The 23,961-nt window shown below is 48.6% G+C and carries 20 protein-coding genes and 1 pseudogene; 10 read left to right on the top strand and 11 right to left on the bottom strand.

Annotation, left to right across the window (positions count from 1 at the left end; all coding sequences use genetic code 11):
* Positions 1-53: 53 nt before the first annotated feature.
* The 4 genes from V0288_RS07595 to V0288_RS07580 form a co-directional block, all read right to left on the bottom strand.
* Positions 54-368, bottom strand: a complete 315-nt coding sequence (locus tag V0288_RS07595; protein ID WP_332864464.1) for a hypothetical protein — start codon at positions 366-368, stop codon at positions 54-56.
* The gene (locus V0288_RS07590) at positions 365-535 is read right to left on the bottom strand and encodes a hypothetical protein (protein WP_332864463.1); all 171 of its coding nucleotides are present in this window, start codon (positions 533-535) and stop codon (positions 365-367) included. Before V0288_RS07590 ends, V0288_RS07595 begins: the two co-directional genes overlap by 4 nt.
* Before the next feature lie 40 nt (positions 536-575).
* Entirely contained in the window at positions 576-1,478 is a 903-nt protein-coding gene (locus tag V0288_RS07585; protein WP_422661930.1) for an ROK family protein, read from the bottom strand.
* A gap of 199 nt (positions 1,479-1,677) precedes the next feature.
* On the bottom strand, positions 1,678-2,982 hold the full coding sequence (locus V0288_RS07580; protein WP_332864460.1) for a hemolysin family protein: 1,305 nt from the start codon (positions 2,980-2,982) through the stop codon (positions 1,678-1,680).
* 202 nt (positions 2,983-3,184) lie between these two features.
* On the opposite strand from V0288_RS07580, the gene V0288_RS07575 reads away from it, so the two are divergent.
* The 4 genes and pseudogenes from V0288_RS07575 to V0288_RS07560 all read left to right on the top strand — a co-directional run bounded on the left by V0288_RS07575 (position 3,185) and on the right by V0288_RS07560 (position 11,860).
* Entirely contained in the window at positions 3,185-4,669 is a 1,485-nt protein-coding gene (locus tag V0288_RS07575; protein WP_332864459.1) for a glycosyl hydrolase family 57, read from the top strand.
* Positions 4,670-4,727: 58 nt separating this feature from the next.
* Positions 4,728-5,291: pseudogene (locus V0288_RS07570) on the top strand (Uma2 family endonuclease).
* Between the two features lie 289 nt (positions 5,292-5,580).
* Entirely contained in the window at positions 5,581-9,537 is a 3,957-nt protein-coding gene (locus V0288_RS07565; RefSeq protein ID WP_332864457.1) for a DEAD/DEAH box helicase family protein, read from the top strand.
* A 13-nt stretch (positions 9,538-9,550) separates the two neighbouring features.
* Entirely contained in the window at positions 9,551-11,860 is a 2,310-nt protein-coding gene (locus V0288_RS07560) for a hypothetical protein (protein WP_332864455.1), read from the top strand.
* 82 nt (positions 11,861-11,942) lie between these two features.
* Here the strand turns inward: V0288_RS07560 and V0288_RS07555 are convergent, their stop codons facing one another.
* The 4 genes from V0288_RS07555 to V0288_RS07540 all read right to left on the bottom strand — a co-directional run bounded on the left by V0288_RS07555 (position 11,943) and on the right by V0288_RS07540 (position 16,099).
* Positions 11,943-13,778 carry a peptidoglycan D,D-transpeptidase FtsI family protein gene (locus tag V0288_RS07555; protein WP_332864453.1) on the bottom strand — a complete coding sequence of 612 codons (1,836 nt, stop codon included), beginning with the start codon at positions 13,776-13,778 and terminating at the stop codon, positions 11,943-11,945.
* A 191-nt stretch (positions 13,779-13,969) separates the two neighbouring features.
* A complete protein-coding gene (locus V0288_RS07550) occupies positions 13,970-14,467 on the bottom strand; it encodes a hypothetical protein (protein ID WP_332864451.1) in 498 nt (165 codons plus the stop codon).
* A 97-nt stretch (positions 14,468-14,564) separates the two neighbouring features.
* Complete coding sequence (locus tag V0288_RS07545) at positions 14,565-15,929, bottom strand: GTP-binding protein (RefSeq protein ID WP_332864449.1); 1,365 nt, start codon at positions 15,927-15,929, stop codon at positions 14,565-14,567.
* A complete protein-coding gene (locus tag V0288_RS07540; protein WP_332864448.1) occupies positions 15,926-16,099 on the bottom strand; it encodes a hypothetical protein in 174 nt (57 codons plus the stop codon). Before V0288_RS07540 ends, V0288_RS07545 begins: the two co-directional genes overlap by 4 nt.
* A 329-nt stretch (positions 16,100-16,428) precedes the next feature.
* Between V0288_RS07540 and V0288_RS07535 the strand changes: the two genes are divergently transcribed.
* On the top strand, positions 16,429-17,304 hold the full coding sequence (locus V0288_RS07535) for a DUF1194 domain-containing protein (protein ID WP_332864447.1): 876 nt from the start codon (positions 16,429-16,431) through the stop codon (positions 17,302-17,304).
* A 181-nt stretch (positions 17,305-17,485) separates the two neighbouring features.
* Here V0288_RS07535 and V0288_RS07530 read toward each other — a convergent pair whose 3' ends face one another.
* On the bottom strand, positions 17,486-17,776 hold the full coding sequence (locus tag V0288_RS07530) for a circadian clock KaiB family protein (protein ID WP_332864446.1): 291 nt from the start codon (positions 17,774-17,776) through the stop codon (positions 17,486-17,488).
* Positions 17,773-18,648: a response regulator transcription factor gene (locus tag V0288_RS07525; protein ID WP_332864445.1), complete on the bottom strand. Its 876-nt coding sequence runs from the start codon at positions 18,646-18,648 to the stop codon at positions 17,773-17,775. The genes V0288_RS07530 and V0288_RS07525 overlap by 4 nt, the downstream gene beginning before the upstream one ends.
* Before the next feature lie 228 nt (positions 18,649-18,876).
* Here V0288_RS07525 and V0288_RS07520 point away from each other — a divergent pair, with 228 nt between their 5' ends.
* Both V0288_RS07520 and ccmS read left to right on the top strand, forming a co-directional pair.
* A complete protein-coding gene (locus V0288_RS07520) occupies positions 18,877-19,890 on the top strand; it encodes an aldo/keto reductase (protein ID WP_332864443.1) in 1,014 nt (337 codons plus the stop codon).
* 5 nt (positions 19,891-19,895) lie between these two features.
* Complete coding sequence (gene ccmS / locus V0288_RS07515; protein WP_422661929.1) at positions 19,896-20,336, top strand: beta-carboxysome assembly chaperone CcmS; 441 nt, start codon at positions 19,896-19,898, stop codon at positions 20,334-20,336.
* On the opposite strand, the gene nagA is transcribed toward ccmS, so the two are convergent.
* The gene (gene nagA / locus V0288_RS07510) at positions 20,292-21,449 is read right to left on the bottom strand and encodes an N-acetylglucosamine-6-phosphate deacetylase (protein ID WP_332864440.1); all 1,158 of its coding nucleotides are present in this window, start codon (positions 21,447-21,449) and stop codon (positions 20,292-20,294) included. The genes ccmS and nagA overlap by 45 nt on opposite strands.
* A 352-nt stretch (positions 21,450-21,801) precedes the next feature.
* Here nagA and V0288_RS07505 point away from each other — a divergent pair, with 352 nt between their 5' ends.
* From V0288_RS07505 to V0288_RS07495, 3 genes are all read left to right on the top strand, one after another.
* Positions 21,802-22,056, top strand: a complete 255-nt coding sequence (locus tag V0288_RS07505; RefSeq protein ID WP_332864439.1) for a hypothetical protein — start codon at positions 21,802-21,804, stop codon at positions 22,054-22,056.
* A gap of 334 nt (positions 22,057-22,390) precedes the next feature.
* Entirely contained in the window at positions 22,391-22,897 is a 507-nt protein-coding gene (locus V0288_RS07500; protein WP_332864437.1) for a helix-turn-helix transcriptional regulator, read from the top strand.
* An 85-nt stretch (positions 22,898-22,982) separates the two neighbouring features.
* Positions 22,983-23,843, top strand: a complete 861-nt coding sequence (locus V0288_RS07495) for a GNAT family N-acetyltransferase (RefSeq protein WP_332864436.1) — start codon at positions 22,983-22,985, stop codon at positions 23,841-23,843.
* Positions 23,844-23,961 lie beyond the last annotated feature (118 nt).

Here is a 23,961-nt window from a genome sequence, read left to right as displayed (position 1 = left end):
AACGGTCGATCGACTCGCGAACGGATCGAGCGATCGCTTTTCGCGAAACGGGGCTAGATATGTCCGTTCCGTTCTTCTTGGAGGGCGATCGATAGAGATTCGGGGAGGGATTCCAGCCCCGCGGAGATATCGCCGTCTTTATAGGGAGAAACGAAGGTATAACAGGGATCGCAATTCCCTTCCTCGTAAATTTGCAACACCCATTTATCGGGTAAATCCTTGACCCCGATCTCGACGACATACCAGCGCCCGTTATTCAGCAAGCGCGCGTCGAGAACCTCTAACCACGCTCGATCGATCTCGGAAAGTTCCCACTCTCCGGTCAAAAATTCTAGGGCCGAGATTTTCGCGTCGTCAACAGTGATCATGGGGGGATGGGGGGATGGGGTAGATGGGGAGATAGGGAGATAGGGAGATGAGGAATATTAATTGCCTGCCTCTTGCCTCTTGCCTTTTGCCTGCCTTTTGCCTCTTGCCTCTTGCTTGCCTCTTGCCTTTCCTCCTGCCTCCTGCCTCCTGCCTCCTGCCTCCCCATCTAATTTTTCGGGCGGATCGCTCGCGTTCTGTTGATTTCGTTACGAAATGGCGATCGAATCGTGTAATTGCCAGGCTAGTCGGGCCGCGCCCACCATTCCGGCGCGATTACCCAATTGTGCCGTTAATACTTCCAATCCCTCCCGCGAACTCGGTAACACGCGGCGATCGAGTTCCGCGAGGAGGGAGGGGAAGAAGAACTCGGCGCTGGCACTGACTCCCCCCCCGATAATCACCGCCTCGGGGGTGAGAATATAGAGTAAACTGGCGATTCCCGCTCCTAGTAAGCGTCCGTAGTCTTTCCAGAAATCTAACGCCTCTTGATTCCCATGTTTGGCGAGTTCTCCTAATTCGTGGGGTTCCTTGCCGGTCATGCGGCGGATCGCCCCGATCGAGGCGTACTGTTCCAATGACCCCTGATTGCCGCTATTACACATCGGCCCGTCAAAATTGAGCGTGATCAGTCCCAATTCCGCGGCGGTTCCTATCCGGCCGACGAACAGTTTCCCGTCGAGAATAATCGCCCCCCCGACTCCCGTACCGAGGGTGAGCAAAATCGAGTCGTGAAAGCGTTTTCCCGCGCCTAGCCACGCTTCTCCCAGTCCGGCGAGGTTGGCATCGTTGGCGAGGACGGTGGGTAATCCGGTTCGACTTTCTAGCCAGTCCGCGAGGGGGACATCCTTCCATCCGGCGAGGTTGATGGCGACTTTGGCGACGCGTCCGCTTCCGTCCGCGGGGCCGGGAGTTCCCACCCCGATCGCCCGACTACTGTTATCGGCATTTACTTGACAGATTCCCTGTTCTATGGTATCTGCGACGGCGATCGGGGTGGCGGGTTGCGGGGTGGGTAGGGTGAGGGTTTCGAGACAGTGGCCCTCGCGGTCGAATTTACCGATTTTTATCTGCGTACCGCCTAGATCGACACCGATCACCGTTTCTACCATAGTTCGCGCGTCCGTAGTCATGAATTCTTTTTCGGATGGATTCGACGGGATGATAATACCATCGATCGAACCCCCCGTTATAGAACCGTTTTTCGCTCCCGGAGGTTCCCGCGAGCGGGTGGGAGAATCCGGGAAGCGATCGCCGCGGGGGATAGCGATCGATTCGTCCTGACCAATATCGGTTCGGAGACAGCAAAACTTAAGAATCCGCGACGGGAGCGACCAGGATCTTATCGACGCGATTGCCGTCCATATCTACTACCTCGAAGCGTAATCTTTCCCATTCAAAATGATCGGCCGCGTTGGGAATACGACCGAGATGGGTGATCACGAAACCGCCTAACGTGTGGTAATTGCCCTGTTTTTCGCCGGGTAATTCTTCGATCTCGAATAAATCTTTAAAATCCTCGATCGCCAGCGTGCCATCGAGTAACCAAGTGCCATCTTCTCTCCGCACGATCTGCGCGTCATCGATATCTTCCAAGCGCGGTAAATCGCCGACGATCGCCTCTAGAATATCCTTACGCGTCACCACCCCTTGAATCACACCGTACTCGTCCACCACGAGAGCGTTATGGCGGCCGGTCTGCTGGAACAATTCTAAAACCTTTAACCCGCGGGTACTCTCCGGGACGAAAAGGGGTTGTTGTAGCGCTTTCGTCAGATCGAAACCCTGTCCCGTCAAACAATCCGATAGAAGATCCGTCACCTCGATAACGCCTAAAACCTCGTCTAAACTGCCCTGACAGACGGGAAAACGGGTATAGTGGGTCTCGATCACCTTCGATCGGTTGATTTCCGCGGAATCCTCCAGATCCAGCCAGACAATATCCGGTCGGGTGGTCATGATCTGACTGACGCGTCGATCGCCCAATTCTAACACCCGCTCGACCATATCCTGCTCCGCTTCCTCGAAAGTTCCCGCCTCGGTTCCCTGTTTGAGCATGATTTTTAACTCTTCCTCGGTAATCGGGGCCTCGATCGTGTTGATATTGATGCCGAGCGATCGTAGGATCAGATTCGTGGAAAAACCCAAGAGATTGACGATCGGCGCGACAATTTTCGAGAGCCAATCTAACGGTCGCGCCACCAGTATCGCGATCTTTTCCGGATTACTCAATCCCAAACGTTTCGGCACTAACTCGCCGATCACGAGAGAGAGATAGGTAATACACAAAACGACTAGCCCCAGTCCCAAAGCCTTACTATACGGGGCTAAAATGGGAATCCCTTCCAAAAATTCCGCCACGTTAGCCGAAAGATTCGCGCCCCCGTAAGCGCCCGCGAAAATCCCCACGAGGGTGATACCGATCTGAACGGTCGATAACATCTGGTTCGGGTCGTTGGCCAGCCTCAGCGCGACCTCGGCTCGTTTATCGTCTCTGGCTAACTGTTCCAGGCGGATTTTGCGGGCGGATACGATGGCGATTTCCGAGAGCGCGAAGACCGCGTTTAACAGAACGAGCAGTAAGATGACGAGAATTTCGGTAATAGCCGAGAGCATGGTTGGGAATCAGAGATAATAAGGTCGCGAGGTGGCTATCGAGGTTCGGATTACGTTTTGTTACAGATCGTCGGGATTGTTAACAAGTTACAAAGCCTTGATAGTTCGGAACTTTCCTTCAGTATAAATGGGATAGGATAAAGTGCGCGCCCGCCGGAGAGTGAGGGGCCGGGGCGCGGGATCGTTTACAAGGAAATTCCATATGATCGCTACACCGACTATCTCGACCTCGATCGCTGTCACGTCCACCCGTCCCGATTTACCCGCCATTTCGGGCTGGGAACGGGAGATCGAGGCGATCGTCCACCACGATGACCCGATATTTTTACCGAGAACCAATCTACATCTAGATAATATTAATGCCGGTTTCGCCTGTGCTTTGCATATGCACCAGCCCACTATCCCCGCGGGATGGGATGGCGGCTTAATCTGCAATTTGCAGTATATGTTCGAGCATCAGGGAGAGGGCGACAATCATAACGCGGGCGTTTTCGCGTGGTGTTACAGTCGTATGGGCGATCTGATCCCGCAATTAGTCGCTGATGGCTGTAATCCTCGGATTATGCTGGATTATTCGGGAAATCTCCTCTGGGGTCTGGTACAGATGGGGCGCGACGATGTCTTAAATAATCTCAAACGTCTCGCCTGTGATCCCTACTATCAGCCCTATGTGGAATGGTTGGGGACGATGTGGAGTCACGCGGTCGCTCCCTCGACCCCGATTCCCGACCTGAAATTGCAAATACAAGCGTGGCAGAGCTATTTCGCATCGATTTTCGGCGTGGACGCGCTCCGTCGGGTGAAAGGTTTCTCTCCCCCGGAAATGCACCTTCCCAACCACCCGGATACTTTGTACGAGTACGTGAAAGCGCTCAAAGAATGCGGCTATCGCTGGTTACTGGTGCAGGAACATTCCGTAGAAAATCTCGATGGTTCGGGATTGAGTCAGGATCGGAAGTATATTCCGAACCGTCTCGTGGCGCGGAACTCGAAAGGCGAAGTCATCGAGATCACGGTGTTGATCAAAACGCAGGGATCGGATACGAAATTGGTCGCGCAGATGCAACCTTTCCACGAGGCGAAAGGACGCGGGCGGCAGTCGATCGGCGGCGTTTCGGTTCCCTCGCTGGTTTCCCAGATCGCCGACGGGGAAAATGGTGGCGTGATGATGAACGAATTCCCGCGCGACTTCCCGAATCCGTGGTACGAGATCCGCGGGGGATCGAACGTGGCCGGATTTAACGGGACGGAGTATATCGAGTTAATCGAGGCCGCGGGCGTGAATCCGAACGATTACCCGAAAATTCAGGCGGTACACCAGCATAAAATCTGGCAGATGGTCGATCCGAATTCGGCCACTCCGGAGGCGGTGGAAAAAGCGATCGCCGAATTGAAAGCCACGGATCACCGGTTCAGTATGGACGGTGCCTCGTGGACGAACGATCTCAGTTGGGTACACGGCTACGAGAATGTTCTCGAACCGATGAACCAGTTAAGCGCGCTGTTCCACGAGAAGTACGATTCTCTGGTAGCGGCCGATCCGAGTTTCACGCGACGACCGGATTATCAGGAAGCGTTACTTTACAATCTGCTCGTTCAGACGAGTTGTTTCCGGTACTGGGGACAGGGAACCTGGACGGATTACGCGCGGACGCTGTTCGATCGGGGCGCGGCGTTGTGTCGCTAAGATAGAGTGGATTCGGGGCGCGAAATTCGCGCCCCGCGTTATTTCCGTGGAGGTAGCGATGAAAACCGGTATCACTCTCGCGAAATAGTCTGTAGAAGATTATCACGCCATGATCGAGGCGGGAATCCTCATCGATCGTCGGGTAGAATTACTCGATGGAGATATTGTCGAGATGAGTTCGGAAAGCCCGTTACATAAAGATAGTGACGAGGGATTGGTGAACTTTCTCCGTCGGCGTTTAGAAGGGAGAGCGTGGGTAAGAGCGGTCGGCCCCGTTACCCTAGAAACTTCCGAACCCGAACCCGATATAGCGGTTGTTTTACCTCCCCGCTCCCGCTACCGGAATCATCACCCCAACCCGCCGGAAATTTTCTGGATTCTGGAAATTTCCGATTCGACTCTACCTAAAGATTTAACAGAAAAAAGACGGATTTATGCTAATGCGGGTATCGCGGAATATTGGGTGATCGCGATTAGAAAACAGGAGCTTTATATCTTCCGTCAGCCGGTAGATGGGGATTATCAATATCGAGAAGTGTATACAAGCGGAATGGTTAGTTCGATCGCTTTTCCCGATATTGCAATTTCTCTAGAGGCTTTATGGTCGGGGGAGATTTTTTAATCGTGTTTCGGGGCGGACGAGGTTCGTCCACAACGCCTAAAACTATGTCACTCTCGGTTAAGGTATGTTCGATCGGTCGATCGTGAAAGCTAACTTATCAATTCTTAATGATTCATCGAGCGCGTCACTAGAACAATCATGCTATAGTAGATAGATACTAGGAACGAGAGCGATAAAAAGATCGGCAGACAAAGAAGTGAGCGATCGGGTTGAATCGCCCAAGTTTTGTTCGCTCGATCGGTCTAAAAATTTCCGCTATCATCGATTTAAAATAAACAAAGGATACGCGATGCGAGAGGACACCAACAATTCCGAACAAAGTTTAGAAATCACTCGGGAAAAAATTATCGAATCGTATCTGACAACGATTAACGATAGTTTTCGGGAGAATCGTCCCCAACTTAAACTCGTTAACTACGGTACGGGTTCGGGAAAAACCCATCAATTATTTAAAGCGATCTGTCAATCGATCGAGGAGCATCCCGATACTCAAATAATCGGGATATACATAGCTCCATTGAGAGCGCACTTAGAAATTCCTACTTCCGTTAAAAATCAATACCCGAATGTTCCTGTCTATACTTTAAATTCATCGGCAATGAGGATGGAGGAAGAAAATATAGAGAAATATAGAAAGTGGATACCTTCAATTGTTAAAAATAATAATCTTTGGCAAACAACCTTAAAAGGAAATTCACAGGAAAAAGTTCAAGAACTTCAGAACGGTCTAAAAAAATCACTAGACAGAATCAAGAATCTTGAATACATTCGGATAATCGATTTTTTAGATCAAAAATCAAAAAAAGATCAGAGCGACACCCTCAAAAAGGAGATCGAGCGCGATCTTGAAAAATTTTTAGAGTTTTTTATAAAGAACAACCCAGATGAAAGATTTTGGACGACCGAGTGTTTAAATTTAGTAGAGATTTTTTTCCCACTTCACCTTTTGCGAGATAGATCGGGAATAGTAATGGCAACGTATAAAAAATTCGAGACAAAAATACCTTATTTTGTACAAAAAGCTAACCAGGCTGACCAGTGGGTACGAAGAGATAGTTATCTCGATCAGTATTCCCTAGAAAGTATCAATCATCAGAAAAAGTTTATTTTCGCTTTTGACGAGCAAGAAGAAGGCTATAAAATCATGCTAGAAGAGAAGATCGATATTATCTCTCCTCAGAAACTAGCGATTAATAATGCCCTATCGTCTATCAAACGAGAATTTTCGATTTTCTTTTCAAAGAGAAAGAAAGAAAATATAGATTTTTTAGATTTTCTCAAAGAAAACCAAGGGGCATTTCATGAATTTGAAGAACATTTTGAAAAAGGAAAAGAGATCGAATCTTCTCTACAGAAGTTTGCGTCTACTTATTATCGGTTAGTTTACCAAGAAGGAAATTCTATTAATTTTTTAAAGCAGATTTTAGGTGTAAAGAAGAGTATAGATATAGAAATGAATAAAATTATAGAAATTTATAAAAATCAAGATAAAGATAAGCTCGTCGCACTCGATTTTGAAATGTTATCTAGAGTCTTTTCTAAATTCGAGAATAATAGAAGTCTCTTGATAGCTCATGATCTTTACAATAGAATAGGTCATGATTTAATGAATATTTTTTCTTATAACAATTTATATATTTATAATCTTGAGCCTCTACAAAAACTATTTTTACAAAGATCTCCAGATGGTCATGTTCACATTATAGATAAAAAAGTGCGAGATAAGACCTCTGTAGCAGAATTAGTCTATACTCTTTTGGCAATTCGATCCCGAATCAAAGACATCAAAAAGATTTTAGCCAATGTTTTAGATGCGGAAGACTCTCAATCTCGTTCTTTAGAGATTTGGGCTACACAAGTAACCGAAGCTCAAAAGAAAATTGAAGAGAGTGCATCAAAAAATAAAGTATTCAAATATGTAGAGCGTCTTTATGTTTATGAAAGCTATAAATCAATGATAAATATCAAAGAGATTTTTCGCTATCAACATCCCAAGAATAATCTGGTTAACTATCCATTGAGAGAGGTATCGATCGGTAGCACGTCTATAAATGAATCTCCCGAGTATAGAATTCAATCTATATTGGCTAATAGTCGTAACGTGGTCTTTTTAATATCGGCAACCGGAGGAATCATTGGCGATTTAAGTACGAGTTATGATATTCGCTACTTACAAGATAGTCTACGCAATCGATCGGGTACAAGTTCGTTGCAAAAAATGAATGATAAAGAGATAGCTATTTGTGAAGAGATTAGAAGACAGCGAGAATTGAAACGACAGATTACCGTAAACTTTTTTAACGAAACTCTGTCATCTTTTCCCAATAGAGAAACTCAAAAAGTTGTAGAAGGATTTGAAAAAAATACTCTAAAAACTTTTGTAGATTTTTCCAAAAACAATGGTGCTTGGATCGGCCCTTACAAAATACAAGAGTTAAAAAGATTTATTCGCTTTCTATTTTACCTTTGTGAAGAAGATTCAATTCAAGAAATTTTCGCTCTTACTCAATCTCTACACTGGATTACGAAATTAATTCAATATTGTCAGGATATTAATCACGCTAACTTTGTATTTGAAAAGTTGCTAGACAATAAGAATATTTATTATCTGACCATCGATCATAAAAACTATAAAAGCACTACACGTATAAAGATTATACTGTACGAAGCATCTTTTAACAATCACTATCAAGATCAAACCGAGCGAAAAACTTATTTAGATGAACTGGTAGAAGAAAAAGGACAAAAAATATTTTTCATCTCGGCTTACCAGTCGGCATCAAAAGGCTTGAATCCTATCCTAAAAAATCAAGAGGGTCACGAAAAAGATTTTGATTCTTTGGTTTTATTAATGGATAGTTACTATACCGTAATGAAACCACCAGGTAAGAAATCGAAAGATTCTGAAAAATTTATTCCGCTTTATCATTTTACTTTAATGAAAAACCTAGTACATTTTGGAGATAGCGATCTGGAAATCAAAGATTTCAACGAATACCTGAGTAAACCGGATGCTCAAGCTTTCCGAACTCTGCAACACAAAATTCTGTTGGGCAAGGAAATTCTACAGGCGATCGGCCGATCGGAAAGACGCGATTTTCCGAATCAAATCATTAAAATTTTTATCAACGAGGAAACTCGAAAAAATCTAGTAAATTTCTACGGCTATTTAAATCGAGAAGAACCAGACGAGATTCGCAAACTCTCTGTAAATAATTATGCCGTTTACTTACAGGTACTAGAAGAAGAAAAAAAACAAGCGATCGTCGATTATGAAGATCATGCCTATCACGAGGTACAAGCCTATCATGATTTTCAAAAAGACAGAAAAGAAATGCTAAAGCAGATCGAGAACTTTCGCCAGGACAAAAAAGCTTTCAAAGCTGTAGAGCGATGGGAAGCAGTACGAGATCGATTGGTTTTTAAAGATCCCGAACAATATCTAAACAAATTGCGAAAATCAAAATTATTTACGAATGAATTTATTGACTCCTTATTTTATCGTACTCCAGAACGATGTGACTTCACGCCATACTTAGCTTTAGAAGATGAATACGGTCAAGAAATTAAAATTATTAGTGATAGCCTGAATGGAACAGAAGTTTATTCTTATCTCGATCGACTGTATCCTGAAAATCTCAAAATGAACGCTAGATACGATGATCCTGAAGAGGATGAGCTTGAATTACAACCTCTCCAAATTAATCCTATCTATCGGCTATACAATGAGTTAATTCCGCGTCCAGAAATTTTTAGAACTTACATTCCTCGTTTTGACTTTTTTTATGATGTCTTGTACCCTTCCTTCGCTGAAAATTTTGTAGACCTATGGATTCAAAAGGAAATTTTTCAATACGAAGATCGAGCTAAAATCAAAAATCATTATGGTTTCGAGCGCTTATGCGACTTTACAAAATATAATAAACTATACGAGCGATTCGATCTATACTATAGAAAAGAAAACACACTATTCTGTATTGATGTTAAAGCGTGGTGTAGAACAGCCGATCGCAATCTCGCTCAAAATGTAGTCACAAAAACGCAAAGCAAATTACAATCTATTGCTTTGGCTTATCCAGAATTTAGCTCCGTAAAGGGGTTACTTCTAAACTTACACGCGACTCAAGATAAACAGAATCAGCATTCACCAAATTTGTCGTCTGGAAATTTAATTTATTTTGGGAGTGATAACTTCCCTATTGAATCCCATACACTCAGAAACTTTTTGATTCTACAGGAGAACTAAAATGCGAGACAGAATGATTCCAGAATTATCTGATATCTCTCGAACCAATCAGATACAGCTATTGCTAAGTCCCGAGCAAATCGCCGAAAAAATTTATCAGTATCTTTGGGATATAGATAAAGAAATCGAGTGTTTTACTCTTGACTATAAAAGTCCCGATCGAGATGATTTTTACAAAAAACGTCATCAGTATATCAAGAAACAAATTCAAAAACGACTATTACACAAAGGAATTCAGCAAGAAATTTCCGATATTCAATATTTCCTTGCCTATGGAAAACCAATAGTTTTCTTTTTATCTCCGAAATCAGCAACCAGAAATCATTCGGGATGGAAAGATTTATTCAAGGACAATAGAGAAAGAATTTTAAACCTTGTTTTTAAATTTTATCTTCTCTCTTTAAATTTGTCGGCCGATAGCTTGAAAGGATTTGAAGAATTGCTTTTAGTTCACTCTAAAAATTTGACGAAAGACAAAAAAGCCCTTATAGTTTGGGGACAAAATTTATTAATTAAATACAATTATCACAATGTACTTACCTTGACCTTGTCTCGAAAAAGACGAAGATTTTTGCCTTTGCCGAATCGCTACAGAACTGTAGACGGGGATGACCTGGGAGAATTAGTAGTTTTTAAAAAGAAAAACTATTATTTTGAACGGGATCTTGATGCCCGTCACAAAAACGATATTAATTTCATGAGATTTGATAAAGATGACCAGAATTTTGAGAAATTCCAGAAAACACAACTTTATCATTATCATAATTTGATGGATAAGCTGGAGAGTTTCTTGCGGGATTGTAAAATAGAATATCGCACCCTTGATTTTCAGGCCGATCACTATTTACTAAAACCTTTCGTTACCAAAATAGAGACAGGTGTTAACTGGCAAGCTTTCAAGAAGGTAGAGATCATTAATAATACTGGAGTGGACATAAACGAGACCGAACAACGAGTTTTAAGAAAAATCTTGAAACATCGAAAGGAGATCGATCTTACCTTTTATAATTCTGGCAAAACCATTACTCTTTACGAGCAAGTAGCCGAAAATGAAAATAATGATGATGTTTCTTGGAAAATCATGGAAGCTGTTTCTTGGGATAGTATCAAATTAAATCAAGAAACAAATTATTTGGTTTTCAATAAAATTTTAGAAGAAGAATCTGGATCGGTAGCTTATCAAGCAGAAGATGAGATTTGGTATTCTTTTGATCAAATAGACAACAAGGAAAAAGTCGATTTTTACTCATATTTAAAAAGAAAATATAACTATTTAAATACGGGCAATTTTTTGAGTATGCAAGGGAGAAATGTGGAGATATTTCAGGTTCTCGGGGAAGAAAAAGAGGCTGATTCGCTTCTCAAGTACACGGAAGGTAAACTTGATGAAAACGATCTATTATCCGATACAAGAGATTTTGAAGATGGACAATTTTTAGATATAAAAGAATCTATTTATCGTTATTTAAGCCAGCAAAATGATGGGCAAGAAATAGAAAAGTTTTTGCAAAAATTTAAAATAGATTTTTCTCCTGAATTCAAAAAAATATTTATGGAAATAGAAATAAAAGATTGGATTGCAAAAAGTTTAACGAACCCCAATATAGGATTACAGATCGTTCCTCCATCATTTTCTGAAAAACGCTTTTTTGCTTTATATGTTCGGAATCCCAAGGATGGGGAAGTAAGAGCGGTCGCGGTAGAATTTTTATATAAAGATAGTTTTATATATATAGAGAATGTGATTCGAGATATTAAGCGAATCGAGGAAGAATTTAAATTTTTAAGAAGAAGAAAAAACAACCCCGAACAATTAATCAACGATCAAGAATATTTAGTGGATGAATCGAAAAGTTTTTATATCCGTTGGTATACGGATAATTTGTATACCCCAACCCTGATCGGACGCGAGGGAATTCTGGAAGAGATGAACAACGGAACTCTAGAAATTAATCGTTCGGCGAAAGATGAAAACAGTTCTAGAATTCTGTCTTTGGTCTCTCGTTATAATGGAAAACTTAAGCCGATGAATATCATTCATGATCTCATCTGTTTAGACCAGCATAATGAAAGCTTTATTCAATATTTTATTCCGCCAGCGCAAGCTATTGACAAAAAGATTAAAAGAGGATTTAGAGTGTATCATTTAATTGGAAAACGCTATGATAAGGGAGGAGGGGAAGCCGTTCCAACATCTGAACTTATTAAGCATCCTCTTACGGAACTACATTTCAGTACCTTGACCCAGGATATTTTAAAGCTCGGGGAGAATAGTACATCCTCCCTTCTGCAAAAAATAACGAGAGTGTTCGTTGAAAATTAAACGATCGAGCCGTTCGTCCGATCGTTTACCGGCTCTTATCGGAATCGCCCCGAGTGTAAAGCTCCCGAATTTTATCACCCGATCAATCGTGTCGCGGGGCGGATTCTTTTTCCGCTTCCTCGGGGCTTACTTTGGAGCTTGGGGGAATGCCCTTGAGGGAAATCAGCGTATCGATCACCGTTTTCGCGACGGGAGCGGCTACCGTCGAGCCGAAGGTGTTCGCGCCTTTCGGTTCGTCCACGACGACTAAAACCACGTACCGGGGCGATTCGATCGGAAAAATGGAGACGAAACTGGTGATCTTGGCGTTGGGCAAGTAACCGCCGGTGGGACTAGCTTTCTGGGCGGTTCCCGTCTTGCCGCCGATACGGTAGCCGGGGATCTTCGCCGCGGTTCCCGTACCTTTGCTGACGACGGTTTCCATCATCTCCACCACCTGACGCGTTACCGTCGGCGAAAAAACCTTACTCTTCGGGTAATCCGGTTCCCAGTGCGATCGACCCCGATCGTCCACCAATCCTTTAATAATATGGGGGGTGACGAGGGTTCCCCCGTTGGCGAGCGCCCCGTGCAATTGTACCAGTTTTAACGGGGTGAGCGAGAATCCCTGACCGAAGGAAGTGGTGGCGGACTCGATCGGGTTTTTCTCGAATTCCTCCTCGGATTTCAGGTGTCCGACCGCTTCACCGGGCAGATCCACCCCGGATTTCTCGTTAATTTTCAGGCCGAGCAGTCGGTGATAGTAATCTTTCCGATTCATTCTCGCCCCGATCTGGACCATCGCCACGTTACTCGATGTCTGCAAGACCCTCGCCATATCGAGCGGGCCGTTTCCCTGTTTCGAGGCGTTTTTAATCGTCCAGGGGCCGACGTTGATCGCGCCGGAATCGTAGATAATCGTGTTCGGGTTGATTACCCCGGCTTCCAGCGCGAGGGCGATGACGAGCGGTTTAAACGTCGAACCCGGTTCGTACAGATCGGCGATCGCCCAATTCTTAAACAGGGAAACGTTCGATTTATAGTATTCGTTGGGGTTAAAAGTGGGTTCGCAGACCATCGTTAACAGGGAGCCGTCGCGCGAGTCCATCACCAGCACCGCGCCGCGTTTGGCGTTAAATTTCTTCAACTGCTCCCGCAGGGCCGATCGCGCGGCGCGCTGTAACTGGAGATCGAGCGTCACCTCTACCTGTAATTCATCGAATTGAAAGATACCGTCGGGTACGAACGCGGGTAGGATACGCCCGTCGCCCATCCGTCGCGCGGTGACGGAGAAGGGATCGCGTTCGAGCAGTTTACTCGATCCCCGCTCTAGGCCGGCCTGTCCGCGATGCTCTTTATCCACGTACCCGATCGCGTCGGCGGCCACTTCATCTTGCGGGTAATATCGGGCGTAGCGCTCTTCGAGTTCCAATCCATCGAGGGATAATTGTTTGACCGCTCGGGCGACCGATTCCGTCAGGCCATCGGCCAGCCGGACTCCCGTTTCTTTCTGCTTGAACTGTTGTAAAAGGGATTCTTTGGGACGATCGAGCGCTCCGGCGAGTTTTTCGGCCACTTCTTCGGGCGGTAAGCTAAACAGTTTGGGATGGACGTAGAGCGTGTAGATCAGGCGATCGGTGGCCAGCACGTTCCCCTTACTATCGACGATCGCCCGACGGGGAATATAGGGGCGGATACTGGTGGTCTGTTGCTGGCGCGCCCTCTTCTGTAACTCCTGCCCCCGCGCGATCTGGAGGTGATACAAACGCCACCCCAGCCCGAGCATCCCCAGCACTAACACGAACCAGACCGCGATCGGGCGGCCGGCGCCCACGCGGGGAACTTTGGCGCGTTTCTTGGGCCGAACCCTTGCCGTGGCGACGGTTCTGGGTTTTTTCGGGTTCGATCGAGAGGGGCGGGGTCGTTTCACTACAGTCATTCGGGTTTTGCGTAAGGAGTGAGCTTCGGTGTCCGGGAGCGAGAGAATTTTCGATAGCGGCCGGATGTAAAGGCTAAAAAAAGTTTCGATCGAGAATTATGTATCGATTTTTTTCTATGTTTCGTTTTCGAGGCGAGATCCCGCCGCCGCTCTCCCGCCCGGACAAGACAGTTCCGGATTCGATCGAGAATCTAGTAGGCTTTGCGGGAAGCGCTCTCGGACGGCCCGGGCCGATCGGAGGAAACGGGTTGAAGTTTCGCGTCCGGCGATCGACGTAAAAAGATCGTCTGAAACGGTCGGGGATTCCCGAATCCGGTCTCGGGGCGTTCCGCCTGTTCGGCGAGTTGATGTTTGAGGGTCTCGTTCGTGGCGAGTAGATGGCGCTCGTGACGCTGGAGGGTTTCCAGTTTCCCGTACTCTTTATCCCACACTTTCGGGATATACACCGTCCAGGCGTAGATCCCCAGGGTCGCGCCCAACAACGAGAAGGTAATCGCGGAAGTAACCTTCTGAATGAAACCGAGCGCGCCGGGCCCGGGGGGGACGGACGGTTTTTTCGGGGTCGCGGAGTCGTCGGGGCTTTTCGATCGAACGACGGGTTCGGCCTTCGGTCGGGTGGGCCGGGCGTTCGAGCGACGGGGCAAGCGCGCTCGCGGGACGGGGGTATACGATTTCTCTGCCGCGGACATAGGTTTTCTCGTTAAGCTGTCGGTAACAATTCGCCGGGGTCGGGTACCCGCGAATAACTTTTCACTATACACTGCTTCAGAACGCTCGATCGCTCGTTCAGGTTCCCAATTCCTGCCGTAAACGAGACAAGATCGTTCGCGGGGGAACTTCGGCGAGGATCTTCTCGATCACGGTCCCCGGCCCCAGCGCGCCCCAACTACAGCCGCGTTCGAGGTAGATTTTCGCCGCTTTGCCGATGGCGTAGGTTCCGTAGGCCGCGATCCCCCCTTGCAGGAGCGCGGTACTACCGTAGAGGGTTAGGGAGGTCGGGCTTTCCCAAACGCTGGCCGCGGCCGCCGCGCTTTTGCCGAAGCCGAGCAGGACGACGGACGCGATCTCGCCGAGAAGAAGACCGGCACTACTGACGAGGAGAGTTCGCCAGAGTTTCCCCGCCTCGCGGGAGGTGATCGGCAAACCGTACAAACGGGCGAGGGCGCGGATGAGTAGGAGATCGACCGCGGAGGCTCCGAGGAGGTCGAGGGGGGCGATCGGGTTGGCGGCGATCGCCAGCGCTTTATATTTCGCGTATTGCCAGATGATTTCCTCGGCCCGACCGTCCCGCAGTTCGATCGTTACGCGGGCGATATTCTCCTCGGCCTCTTTCGCCTGTACCAGGGCGTTGAGCGCTAACAGGGAACGTCCCTCGCGATTGAGAATGGCGAGCAATTTATCCTGGAGTTCCCCGATCCGCGACGGGGGGGTTTCCCACTCGTCCGCCTCCCGTCCGTCGGGATAGCGGACGCGCACCGGGATCGGTTGCGGTTCGGCGGCCACCATGACGATTTCCTCGGGGGATAACAGATCGTCTAACGTCTGTCCGTCGCCGGGGGTTCCGAGTTTCTGGAGTTGGTGGAAGATCTCCCGGCGATCCGCGTCCGGATACAGGTCAATTTTGTTAAAAACGAGAATAATCGGTTTTTTCGCCGCTCGCAGTTCGCACAAAGCTCGATATTCGGTTCGGGTGATGTCTCCCGCGACGATGAAGAGAATTAGATCGGCGCTCCGGGCGACCTCCCGGGCCATATTCGCCCGCGCTTCCCCCTCGATCTCGTCGAGTCCGGGCGTGTCGATGAACTCGATATCGACCTTGCCGGTGGGGGGAGTCCAACGGATCGATCGGGGCCAGCGCGTGACCCCGTGAAGCGGCCCGGTAGGCAATATTTTCTGACCGACGAGCGCGTTGACGACCGCGGATTTCCCCCGACTGACCAGACCGAACGCGGCGACCCGGATCACCGTTTCCTCTAGTTTATCCAGGGCGGCCTTGAGGGATTGCAGGTCGGATTTGACGGCGGCTTGTAGTTCGGGGTCGGGGGGGTAATTCCAGTGGCGACGGAAACTCGCGTACCAGGTGAAGGCTTGTTGTAGGCTGGCGCGGGCTTGCTGGTAGTGGGTTTCCCCGATCGAGGGGTGGGTGGTCACTTCGGTTCTCCCGTGATGATCCGCGAACGATTCTCTATTGTAGGCGGCGCGGCGATCGATCGACCGGGGAGATCGCCGAACGATTCTCTAGAGGCTCGCCGCTCGCGGGAACGACCGCCGGGGGATTCGGGGCGCGAGCGCGAGGGAACGGGTCGGTCGATCGTTACCATTTATTACCAAGTTTTGCTAAATATGAGCGGTGTTACTTTTTCGTTATTAAATACAACATTTAAAAACAGTTAATTACTAATCGTATTGATTGAAAATTATTGGAAACAGAATTGTTGCGAATCGACATTAAGCTTAAAACAAAATGATGGAATTAGTAGAAAAGATTTTGCTATTTTTGAAATAGAGAGTCGAACGCCACAATTTCTGGATTGGTTCGCTTATCCCCGGAATATCTCGAAAACCAATTTCAGGAAGTCTCTTTTCTACCGAGCCTTTCCAGAAAAATATCCAATTCCGATCCTATCGATACAATTGCCTGGATAAAACGATGAAAAAACTTTGCCTTCTGCTTCTTTCTACCGCCCTAGTCGGTTGGGCGGATCGAGCTTGGGGTGCCGCGGTTGATATAGAGTTGGCCATCCTAATGGACACTTCCAGTAGTGTTCCTCCTTCTGAGTACGCCATTCAGAGGCAGGCTTACATCAACACTTTCAGTAATAATTTTTATAATCAGTTCGTCGCGCCGCTCAATGGAGTGACCCTGAAACCCGGTCAGGTGGGAACGGGTCGGATCGCGGTCAATATCTTTACCTTCGGTACGGTTGTCCCGAGTACCACTGTCGTCCGTAATGTCGGCTGGGCCGAAATCGCCTCCCAAGCGGACGCTACCGCCTTCGCGAATCAAATTGCCGCCCAACTCTCCTATGTCGGGGGACGTACCCCTATAGGGGACGCGCTCCAAACGACCGCGGACAGTATGTTCAATAACACGTTTGACCCCATCTATTCGGTGATCGATATATCGAGTGACGGTCAGAATGTCCCGACTATCCCCGCGGGTTTAACACCGAGAACCGGCTCCAATTACGCTCGGTGTAAAGGTTTAACCAATACCACCTGTGTGAGCGATCCGACCAAGAGTATCGTCGCGCCGGGAGGAGTGGATGTCATTAACGCCATCGCGATTTTACCTTTTGCCAATCAAATAATCCTACAGAGTATCACTTACGGGAATAATTTATCGGGGAATCCGAATCACATCTTCCCGGCGGCCGATGCTAGCGTCTACGAAGAAACGCTCGCCATCAAACTCGGCGCGGAAATCGGAGCTCCCACCGCGGTTCCCGAACCGGGTCTAGCTTTCGGTTTAATCGGTTTGGGAATCTTCGGGGTCGGGAAGAGATGTCTATCCCGCCGCGAATAGTACCGGCGCGTTTCTATCCCCGGCGATCGATGAGAAAAGTGTTCCGAACTCCCGAAACCGAGGGGGTTCGGAATATTGTACTCGCGGACGAGAGAAAAGAAGACGGTACCCGCGGGGGGGAAACGATCGAGCCGCTAGTCCGAACCGATTTTTCCCGGGCCCGAAACGCTCTCTAGATCCCCTAATTCACATTCGCGTCCTTGGCGATAATATCGAGACCGAGGAGGACTTTCTGGGTGTTGGACATATCGCCGATAATTCTCTGGAGGGGGGGAGGCAGTTGTTTGACGAGGGTGGGGGTGACGAGAATCCGATCCTGTTCGGCCACCTGGGGCTGTTCTAACACGTCGATAATCTCCACCGTGTAGCGATCGCTGAGTTCTTCGCGACAGATCCGAAATAAGTTGGCGATCGCTCGTTGGGATTTGGTAGAATTCCCCATGATGTAGAGTTTGAGAAGATACTGACTCATGATTTCGGATCGCTAAACAGGTTAATATTGCTAAGACCGATGTAATATTTGCGATAGAACGAGGTGAGATAGCCCATCAACTCCAAAACCAAAAGACGACCCTCGACCACGTAAGCTTGCGCCCTCGCGAGGGGGACATCCCGACTCTTGTTCCGTAGGGTGGTGGTGTGGATATCGATGACATCTCGGGGACTCGCCTTCAGAAATCCTAACTTATCGGCTATCGATCGAGAACGATCCGATAGATTATATTCCACTTTATAACTGCGTTCCTCTAGGGCTAGATCCAATAATTCCCCGTATTCTTGGACTAATTGGGCGTAAATATCGGGAACGCTCTCGCGTAGGGACTCGGAACCGAACATTTTCGCGGTGACGCTCGTTTTCGTATCCCCGATCAGGTGTTCGAGGCCGAGAAATTCCGCTTCCCGCTGTTGTTCCTGCTGTTTCCGTCCGAGATTGATAATGTACTGTTGACGCTCGATCGCCACGCGGATCTGATAGGCTAATAGGTTCCGATCGAGGTTATGTAGCTGGATATAACCGTCCGCGCCCGCTTGAAAGGCTTTTACTACTAATGTCTCGTCTTTACTCGCCGTCTGCACGACGATCGGGATCTCCCGTGCGAGTTCCCGTAACCGAACCAACGGGTTCAATCCGTCGGGGGGGGAGATCTCTAACCCTAGGAGGATGAGATCGATTTTTTCGGTCGCTAATTTCTCCACCGCTTCGCGAATATCGCTCGCGGGCGAGACCTGGAACGATAAATCCTTCGCTACAGAGCAAGAAGAAGCCGATAAGAGTAATTCTCGCAGTAATTTCACTCTCTCAAGCTCGTCTTCTATTAATAACACCCTACAATCGCTAGACATCGTTCATCCGGGAGAGCGGGAATCCGGTCAAGAGGGCCGGCGGGAAATCTTCTCGCGTCCGCGTTCGATCGCTTTTCCCTCCCTTCATGGTAAGCCCATCTTTACAAAAACGCGGGGAGTCCCGGCGAGAATTAACTTGATGTCACAGATCTCGCCGACAAGACGCGACCGGAGACCGGACTATCCACGCTACAATGCACGAGTAGGAAAGAAACCGTTGTTATACCGATGTCCGCGATCGATCGATTCCAGTTCACCCCCGATCTGAATATCTGCCGCGTCCTCAACGGGATGTGGCAAGTATCCGGCGCCCACGGGCCGATCGCCCCGAAAAAAGCGATCGAGAGTATGTTCGCTTACACGGACGCGGGTTTCACCACCTGGGATCTCGCCGATCACTACGGTCCCGCGGAGGATTTTATCGGCGAGTTCCGTCGCGAGTTGGTGGCGCGACGGGGTACGGAGGCGTTACAGAACCTGCAAGCTTTTACGAAATGGGTTCCCCGTCCGGGAAAAATGACCCTCGATATCGTCGAGAAAAATATCGATATCTCCCTGCGCCGGATGGACGTGGACAGTCTCGATCTCCTGCAATTCCACTGGTGGGACTATCGCGATAAAAACTACCTCGACGCGCTGTATTTTCTCGCGGAACTCCAAGGGAAAGGCAAGATCAAACACCTCGCCCTGACCAATTTCGACACCGAACACCTGAAAATTATCACCGGCGCGGGCGTTAAAATCGTCTCCAATCAGGTACAGTTCTCGTTGATCGATCGTCGTCCCCTCGTGAAGATGGTCGATTTCTGCAAGGAACATAATATCTATCTCCTCGCCTACGGAACCGTTACCGGGGGCTTATTTAGCGCCAAATATCTCAATCATCCCGAACCCGGATTCGTGAGTTTAAATACGGCCAGTCTCCGCAAATACAAGAACATGATCGACGCGTGGGGGGGATGGAAACTCTTCCAACAATTGTTAGGGGTTCTCAAACCGATCGCCGATCGCTATCATGTTTCTATGCCGAACGTGGCGGTTCGTTACGTTCTCGAACAGCCGATGGTGGCCGGGGCGATCGTCGGCACGCGTCTCGGGGTCTCGGAACATATCGCGGAAAATAAAAAAGTCTTCGATTTTCAACTCTCCCCGGAAGACCATCAAAAAATTAACTCGGTTCTGGATAAATCCCGCGATTTATTTCAAGCGATCGGCGATTGTGGCGACGAGTATCGGAAGTAATTATGATGAAATTCGGTCAGTCTATCCCCGATGATCAAGCGAATCTTTGGCGCTATCAGGTCGATCGCTTTGTCGAGGACAATCGGGAAAAATTAGCGGGGTTACTGTGGGGATTATTGCAAGAATGGGGAGAGGATAGTAAAGATATATTGGGCATCGATCTGAAACCGAGTCCCCATTTTATCCGTTGTTCTCGCGAGGCTCTGGAGAAGTTAAATCGTCGGGTCGATCGCCAGATTCAAGAAATTCTCGGTATCGTCGATCGCTATTCCCGCGAGGACGAGGTGGCGATCGTGGCGATCGGACACGGACAGGTTAAATTAATTTACTATAAACCCGATCGATCTCCCCGCGATTGTTTCGAGGATCTATCGATCGATCTCGATACCCTGATCCAACAGTTAGAAACCGAGATGGTCAGCGAGATCGATCCTCTCCCAGCGTAATCCATCGTCATCGTTCCAACGTAATAATGTCGCGGGTTGTCCCACCGATAAGCCGGGAATCCCGATCGCTTTTCGCGGCGCTTCCGTGGCTAGAAGAATCGCTCTCGGCACATCACAAACGTCCCATTTGACCAGATTCACCACTCCTTGCAATAACGGTAACGTCGTTCCCGCTAACGTTCCGTTTAATAATTTCGCGGTTCCGTGAACGACTTGAATCTGTCGATCGTCCCACGGATACAAACCATCTTCTAAACCGATCGGGGCTAACGCGTCACTGACGAGAAAAATTCCCTTTTCATAATCGCTCGCCCGTAATAATAATTGAATCATATTCGGGTTAACGTGTTTCCCGTCGGCGATCAGTCCACAATAGACACGGGGATGTAAGATCGCTTCGGTTAATAATCCCGGTTTGCGGTGGTGTAAGGAAGGCATCGCGTTAAACGCGTGAGTGACCATTCTCGCGCCGTTTTCAAAGGCTTTTTTCGCTTGAATATCGCTGGCTTCGGAATGTCCTAAACTAACGATAATTCCCCGATCGCTCAAATAGCGAACCACTTCCCCGTTCATATCCAATTCGGGCGCGAGCGTGACAATTTTAATGAGGGGTAAATATTCCTCGAAAATATCCTCGATCGCTTCCACGCTAGGATATAAAATATATTCCGCGGGATGCGCTCCCCGTTTTTGCGGGTTGAGAAACGGCCCCTCTAAATGCACTCCCAACACTCTCGCGGTGTTTTTATTTTGCTGTTTCTGTCGATCGAGAAAGCGATCGATCACCGATAACGCTTTCCGGAATTTCTCGATCGAGGTCGTTACCAGCGTCGGTAAATAACCGTCCACCCCGCGCGACCAGAGATAATCGCTAATCGCGTCGAGTCGATCGAGATCGGTTTCTTCGAGATCCGGAAACGCTAACCCCAATCCCCCGTTAATCTGTAAATCCACCCCTCCCAACGAGAGCCAATCCCCGGCGATATCGAGCGTTTTTTCGCCGATTACCGGCGCGTTCATGGATTCGATCCGATCGATAATCCCCCGTCGATCGATATCGATCTGTTGGAGGTCGCGATAGTTCGGTACGCGGGCGTTAATCAGAGTGAGCATGGTCGATCGGGGAAAATTTTTTTATAATTTACTATAGGTTGTCGCTCGCCCGGCATCGGTAGTTCCCGCCAAAAAAACGGGTTAGCGAACCCGAGTTTTCCTTACCAAGCTCGCGCTCGGGAAATGAAGAATCTCGACGCGCTCTCGTAGATCGAGATCTCCCTCGTCGTTCGGGATCATAGCGGGAGTTTTCCCGCGTCGGGAAGCGTTCCCGGCAACGGACGGGGACAGCGGAGTGAAGATTCGGATCGAGCGCGAGCTTATTGACATTTGTCCGCTTAGCGTTCATAATTTTAATAGATGACCCTAACCGAAACGTTTAACTTTCTTTCACTTCGAGAATGGAGATTTTATGCCATTTATCGCCTGTTTCGAGCGTATCGGTTATCAGCGGGGTCTTCTCCAACGAGGACGCGAGGATGTCATCGAGGTTTTAGCCGTTCGTTTTGCCGATGTGCCGATTTCCGCGATCGAGAGGATTAACGCGATCGAAGATCCCGATGTACTAAAAACCCTACATCAGATCTCGATCGAGATCCCTTCCCTGTCAAAATTTCAAGATCTGCTCTCTCGCTTGATCGCGGACGATGAACCCTTTATTTTCTAAGATATTTATTGATGGGAGCGGGACGAGGGTTCGATCGAACGGAAAATTTTCCGGGGGGGCAAGAAGAGGCTCCCTTTTTCGCGGGGGCTTATTTTGTACGATCGAATATTTTTAAATGTAACCCGTTTCCCGGATTTTATTTTACAAAAATTTTTTATCCCTAACCTTTCTTCTAAACCCGGAAAAAAATTGATAAAAAACACGAGAGAGCGCTCGGGACCGATCCGATCGAGCGTCGGGGCCACTTTCCCGTCATACTGGGAGTACATGGATTTCTAGAGCGTCCGCGTCACGCCACCGCTCCCGACCCCGACACGTTTTACTTCGGTTCACCATGAAACAGGGCAGTAAATATTACCCCCTTTACGAGTATCTTCGGGATAGCCGGCGATCGGAAATCACCCTGACCATTGACGAGATCGAAGCGAGAATCGAGGGAAACTTACCCGAATCCGCCCGAAACCGTAAAGCGTGGTGGAGTAATCGCGAGAAAGGCGCGTTACAGGCACAGGCTTGGATCTTAGCGGGTTATCACGCGAGGGAGATCGATCTAGAACATCAAACGATCACCTTTCGGAAATTTTCAACCACCTACAACATTCAACGGGAAAAAGGAGAGGTGATCTGGAATCACGAGGCGATCAAAGCGTTACGGCAACATCTGGGCTTAACGCAAGCGGAATTCGCGGCGGAAATGGGAGTCAGACGGCAGACGATCAGCGAGTGGGAAAACGGGGTCTACGAACCCGATCGCTCGACCGCCAAACACCTGGGGTTGGTAGCCGAACGAGCGTCCTTCCCCTACGGACAATCGGGGAGCGATCGATCGTTCAAGTATTGAGATTTGCCCGTCCGAGGTTTATAACCTATCTCGAAGTGAGGAGCCGATCGACGTGATACCATCGAAAAAAACACCCGATCGCCCGATGTCGCTCGAACTTATCCCCCCGCACCCCGATCGCATTCCCGAACTCGCCCGGATCTGTCACGACGCGTTCGCGGCCCTGCACGATCGCCACGCTGTCGAGCGCGGTATCCCGGATGTCGAGACCGCGATGGGAATTCTCTCGATGGTCGCCACCCGTCCCGACTATACGGGCGTTATGGCTACTCTCGAAGGCCGCGCGATCGGCTCGAATTTCCTACTTCATAGCGATTTCGTCGCCGGTGTCGGGCCGATTACCGTCGATCCGAAGGTGCAGTCCCGCGGCATCGGTCGCGCGCTGATGCGATGGGTCGTCGAGGAGGCGAAAAAACGCGAGATCCGCCAGATCCGTTTATTCCAAGAAGCCTTAAACACCACCTCTCTCTCCCTGTACACCTCCGTCGGTTTCGCGTGGCGGGACTCCGCCGCGTCATTAGAAATCACTCCCGCGATAGATGACGATCCCTCGATCCGTCCACTCACCGGGGAGGATATCGGGGCGATCGAGGATCTGAGTTCGCGAACCTATGGATTCTCTCGATCGAACGACGCGAAACAACTCCTCGTCGCGGGAATCCCAGGCTTCGCGCGGGAAAAAAACGGGCGAATAGTCGGTTATCTTATCTCTAGCCTATTCGGACACGCCAGCGCGGAAACCAACGAGGATTTACTCGCGTTAATCGCCCACTCCGGTCGTCACGTTCCCCGCGAACTCGCGGTCTGTATCTGCCCCTTGAGTAATCCGCACCTTTACCGAAGCGCGTTAGCGGCCGGACACCGGACGACTCGGGTTCTCTCGTATATGTCCTACGGTGAGTTTACCGCGCCTTCCGGGGCTTATCTGCCCTCGATTCAATGTTAGGAAGATGGGTAGATAGGGAGATAGGGAGATGGGGAGATGGAATTACAGTATTATCGCCTCCTGCCTCCTGCCTCCTGCCTCCTGCCTCCTGCCTCCTGACTCCTGACTCCTGCCTCCC

The sequence above is a fragment of the Pannus brasiliensis CCIBt3594 genome (assembly GCF_036688125.1).
GTDB lineage: Bacteria > Cyanobacteriota > Cyanobacteriia > Cyanobacteriales > Microcystaceae > Pannus > Pannus brasiliensis.
The sequence above is the reverse complement of the archived record's forward strand: the minus strand, read 5'-3'. Positions and strand labels throughout refer to the sequence as shown.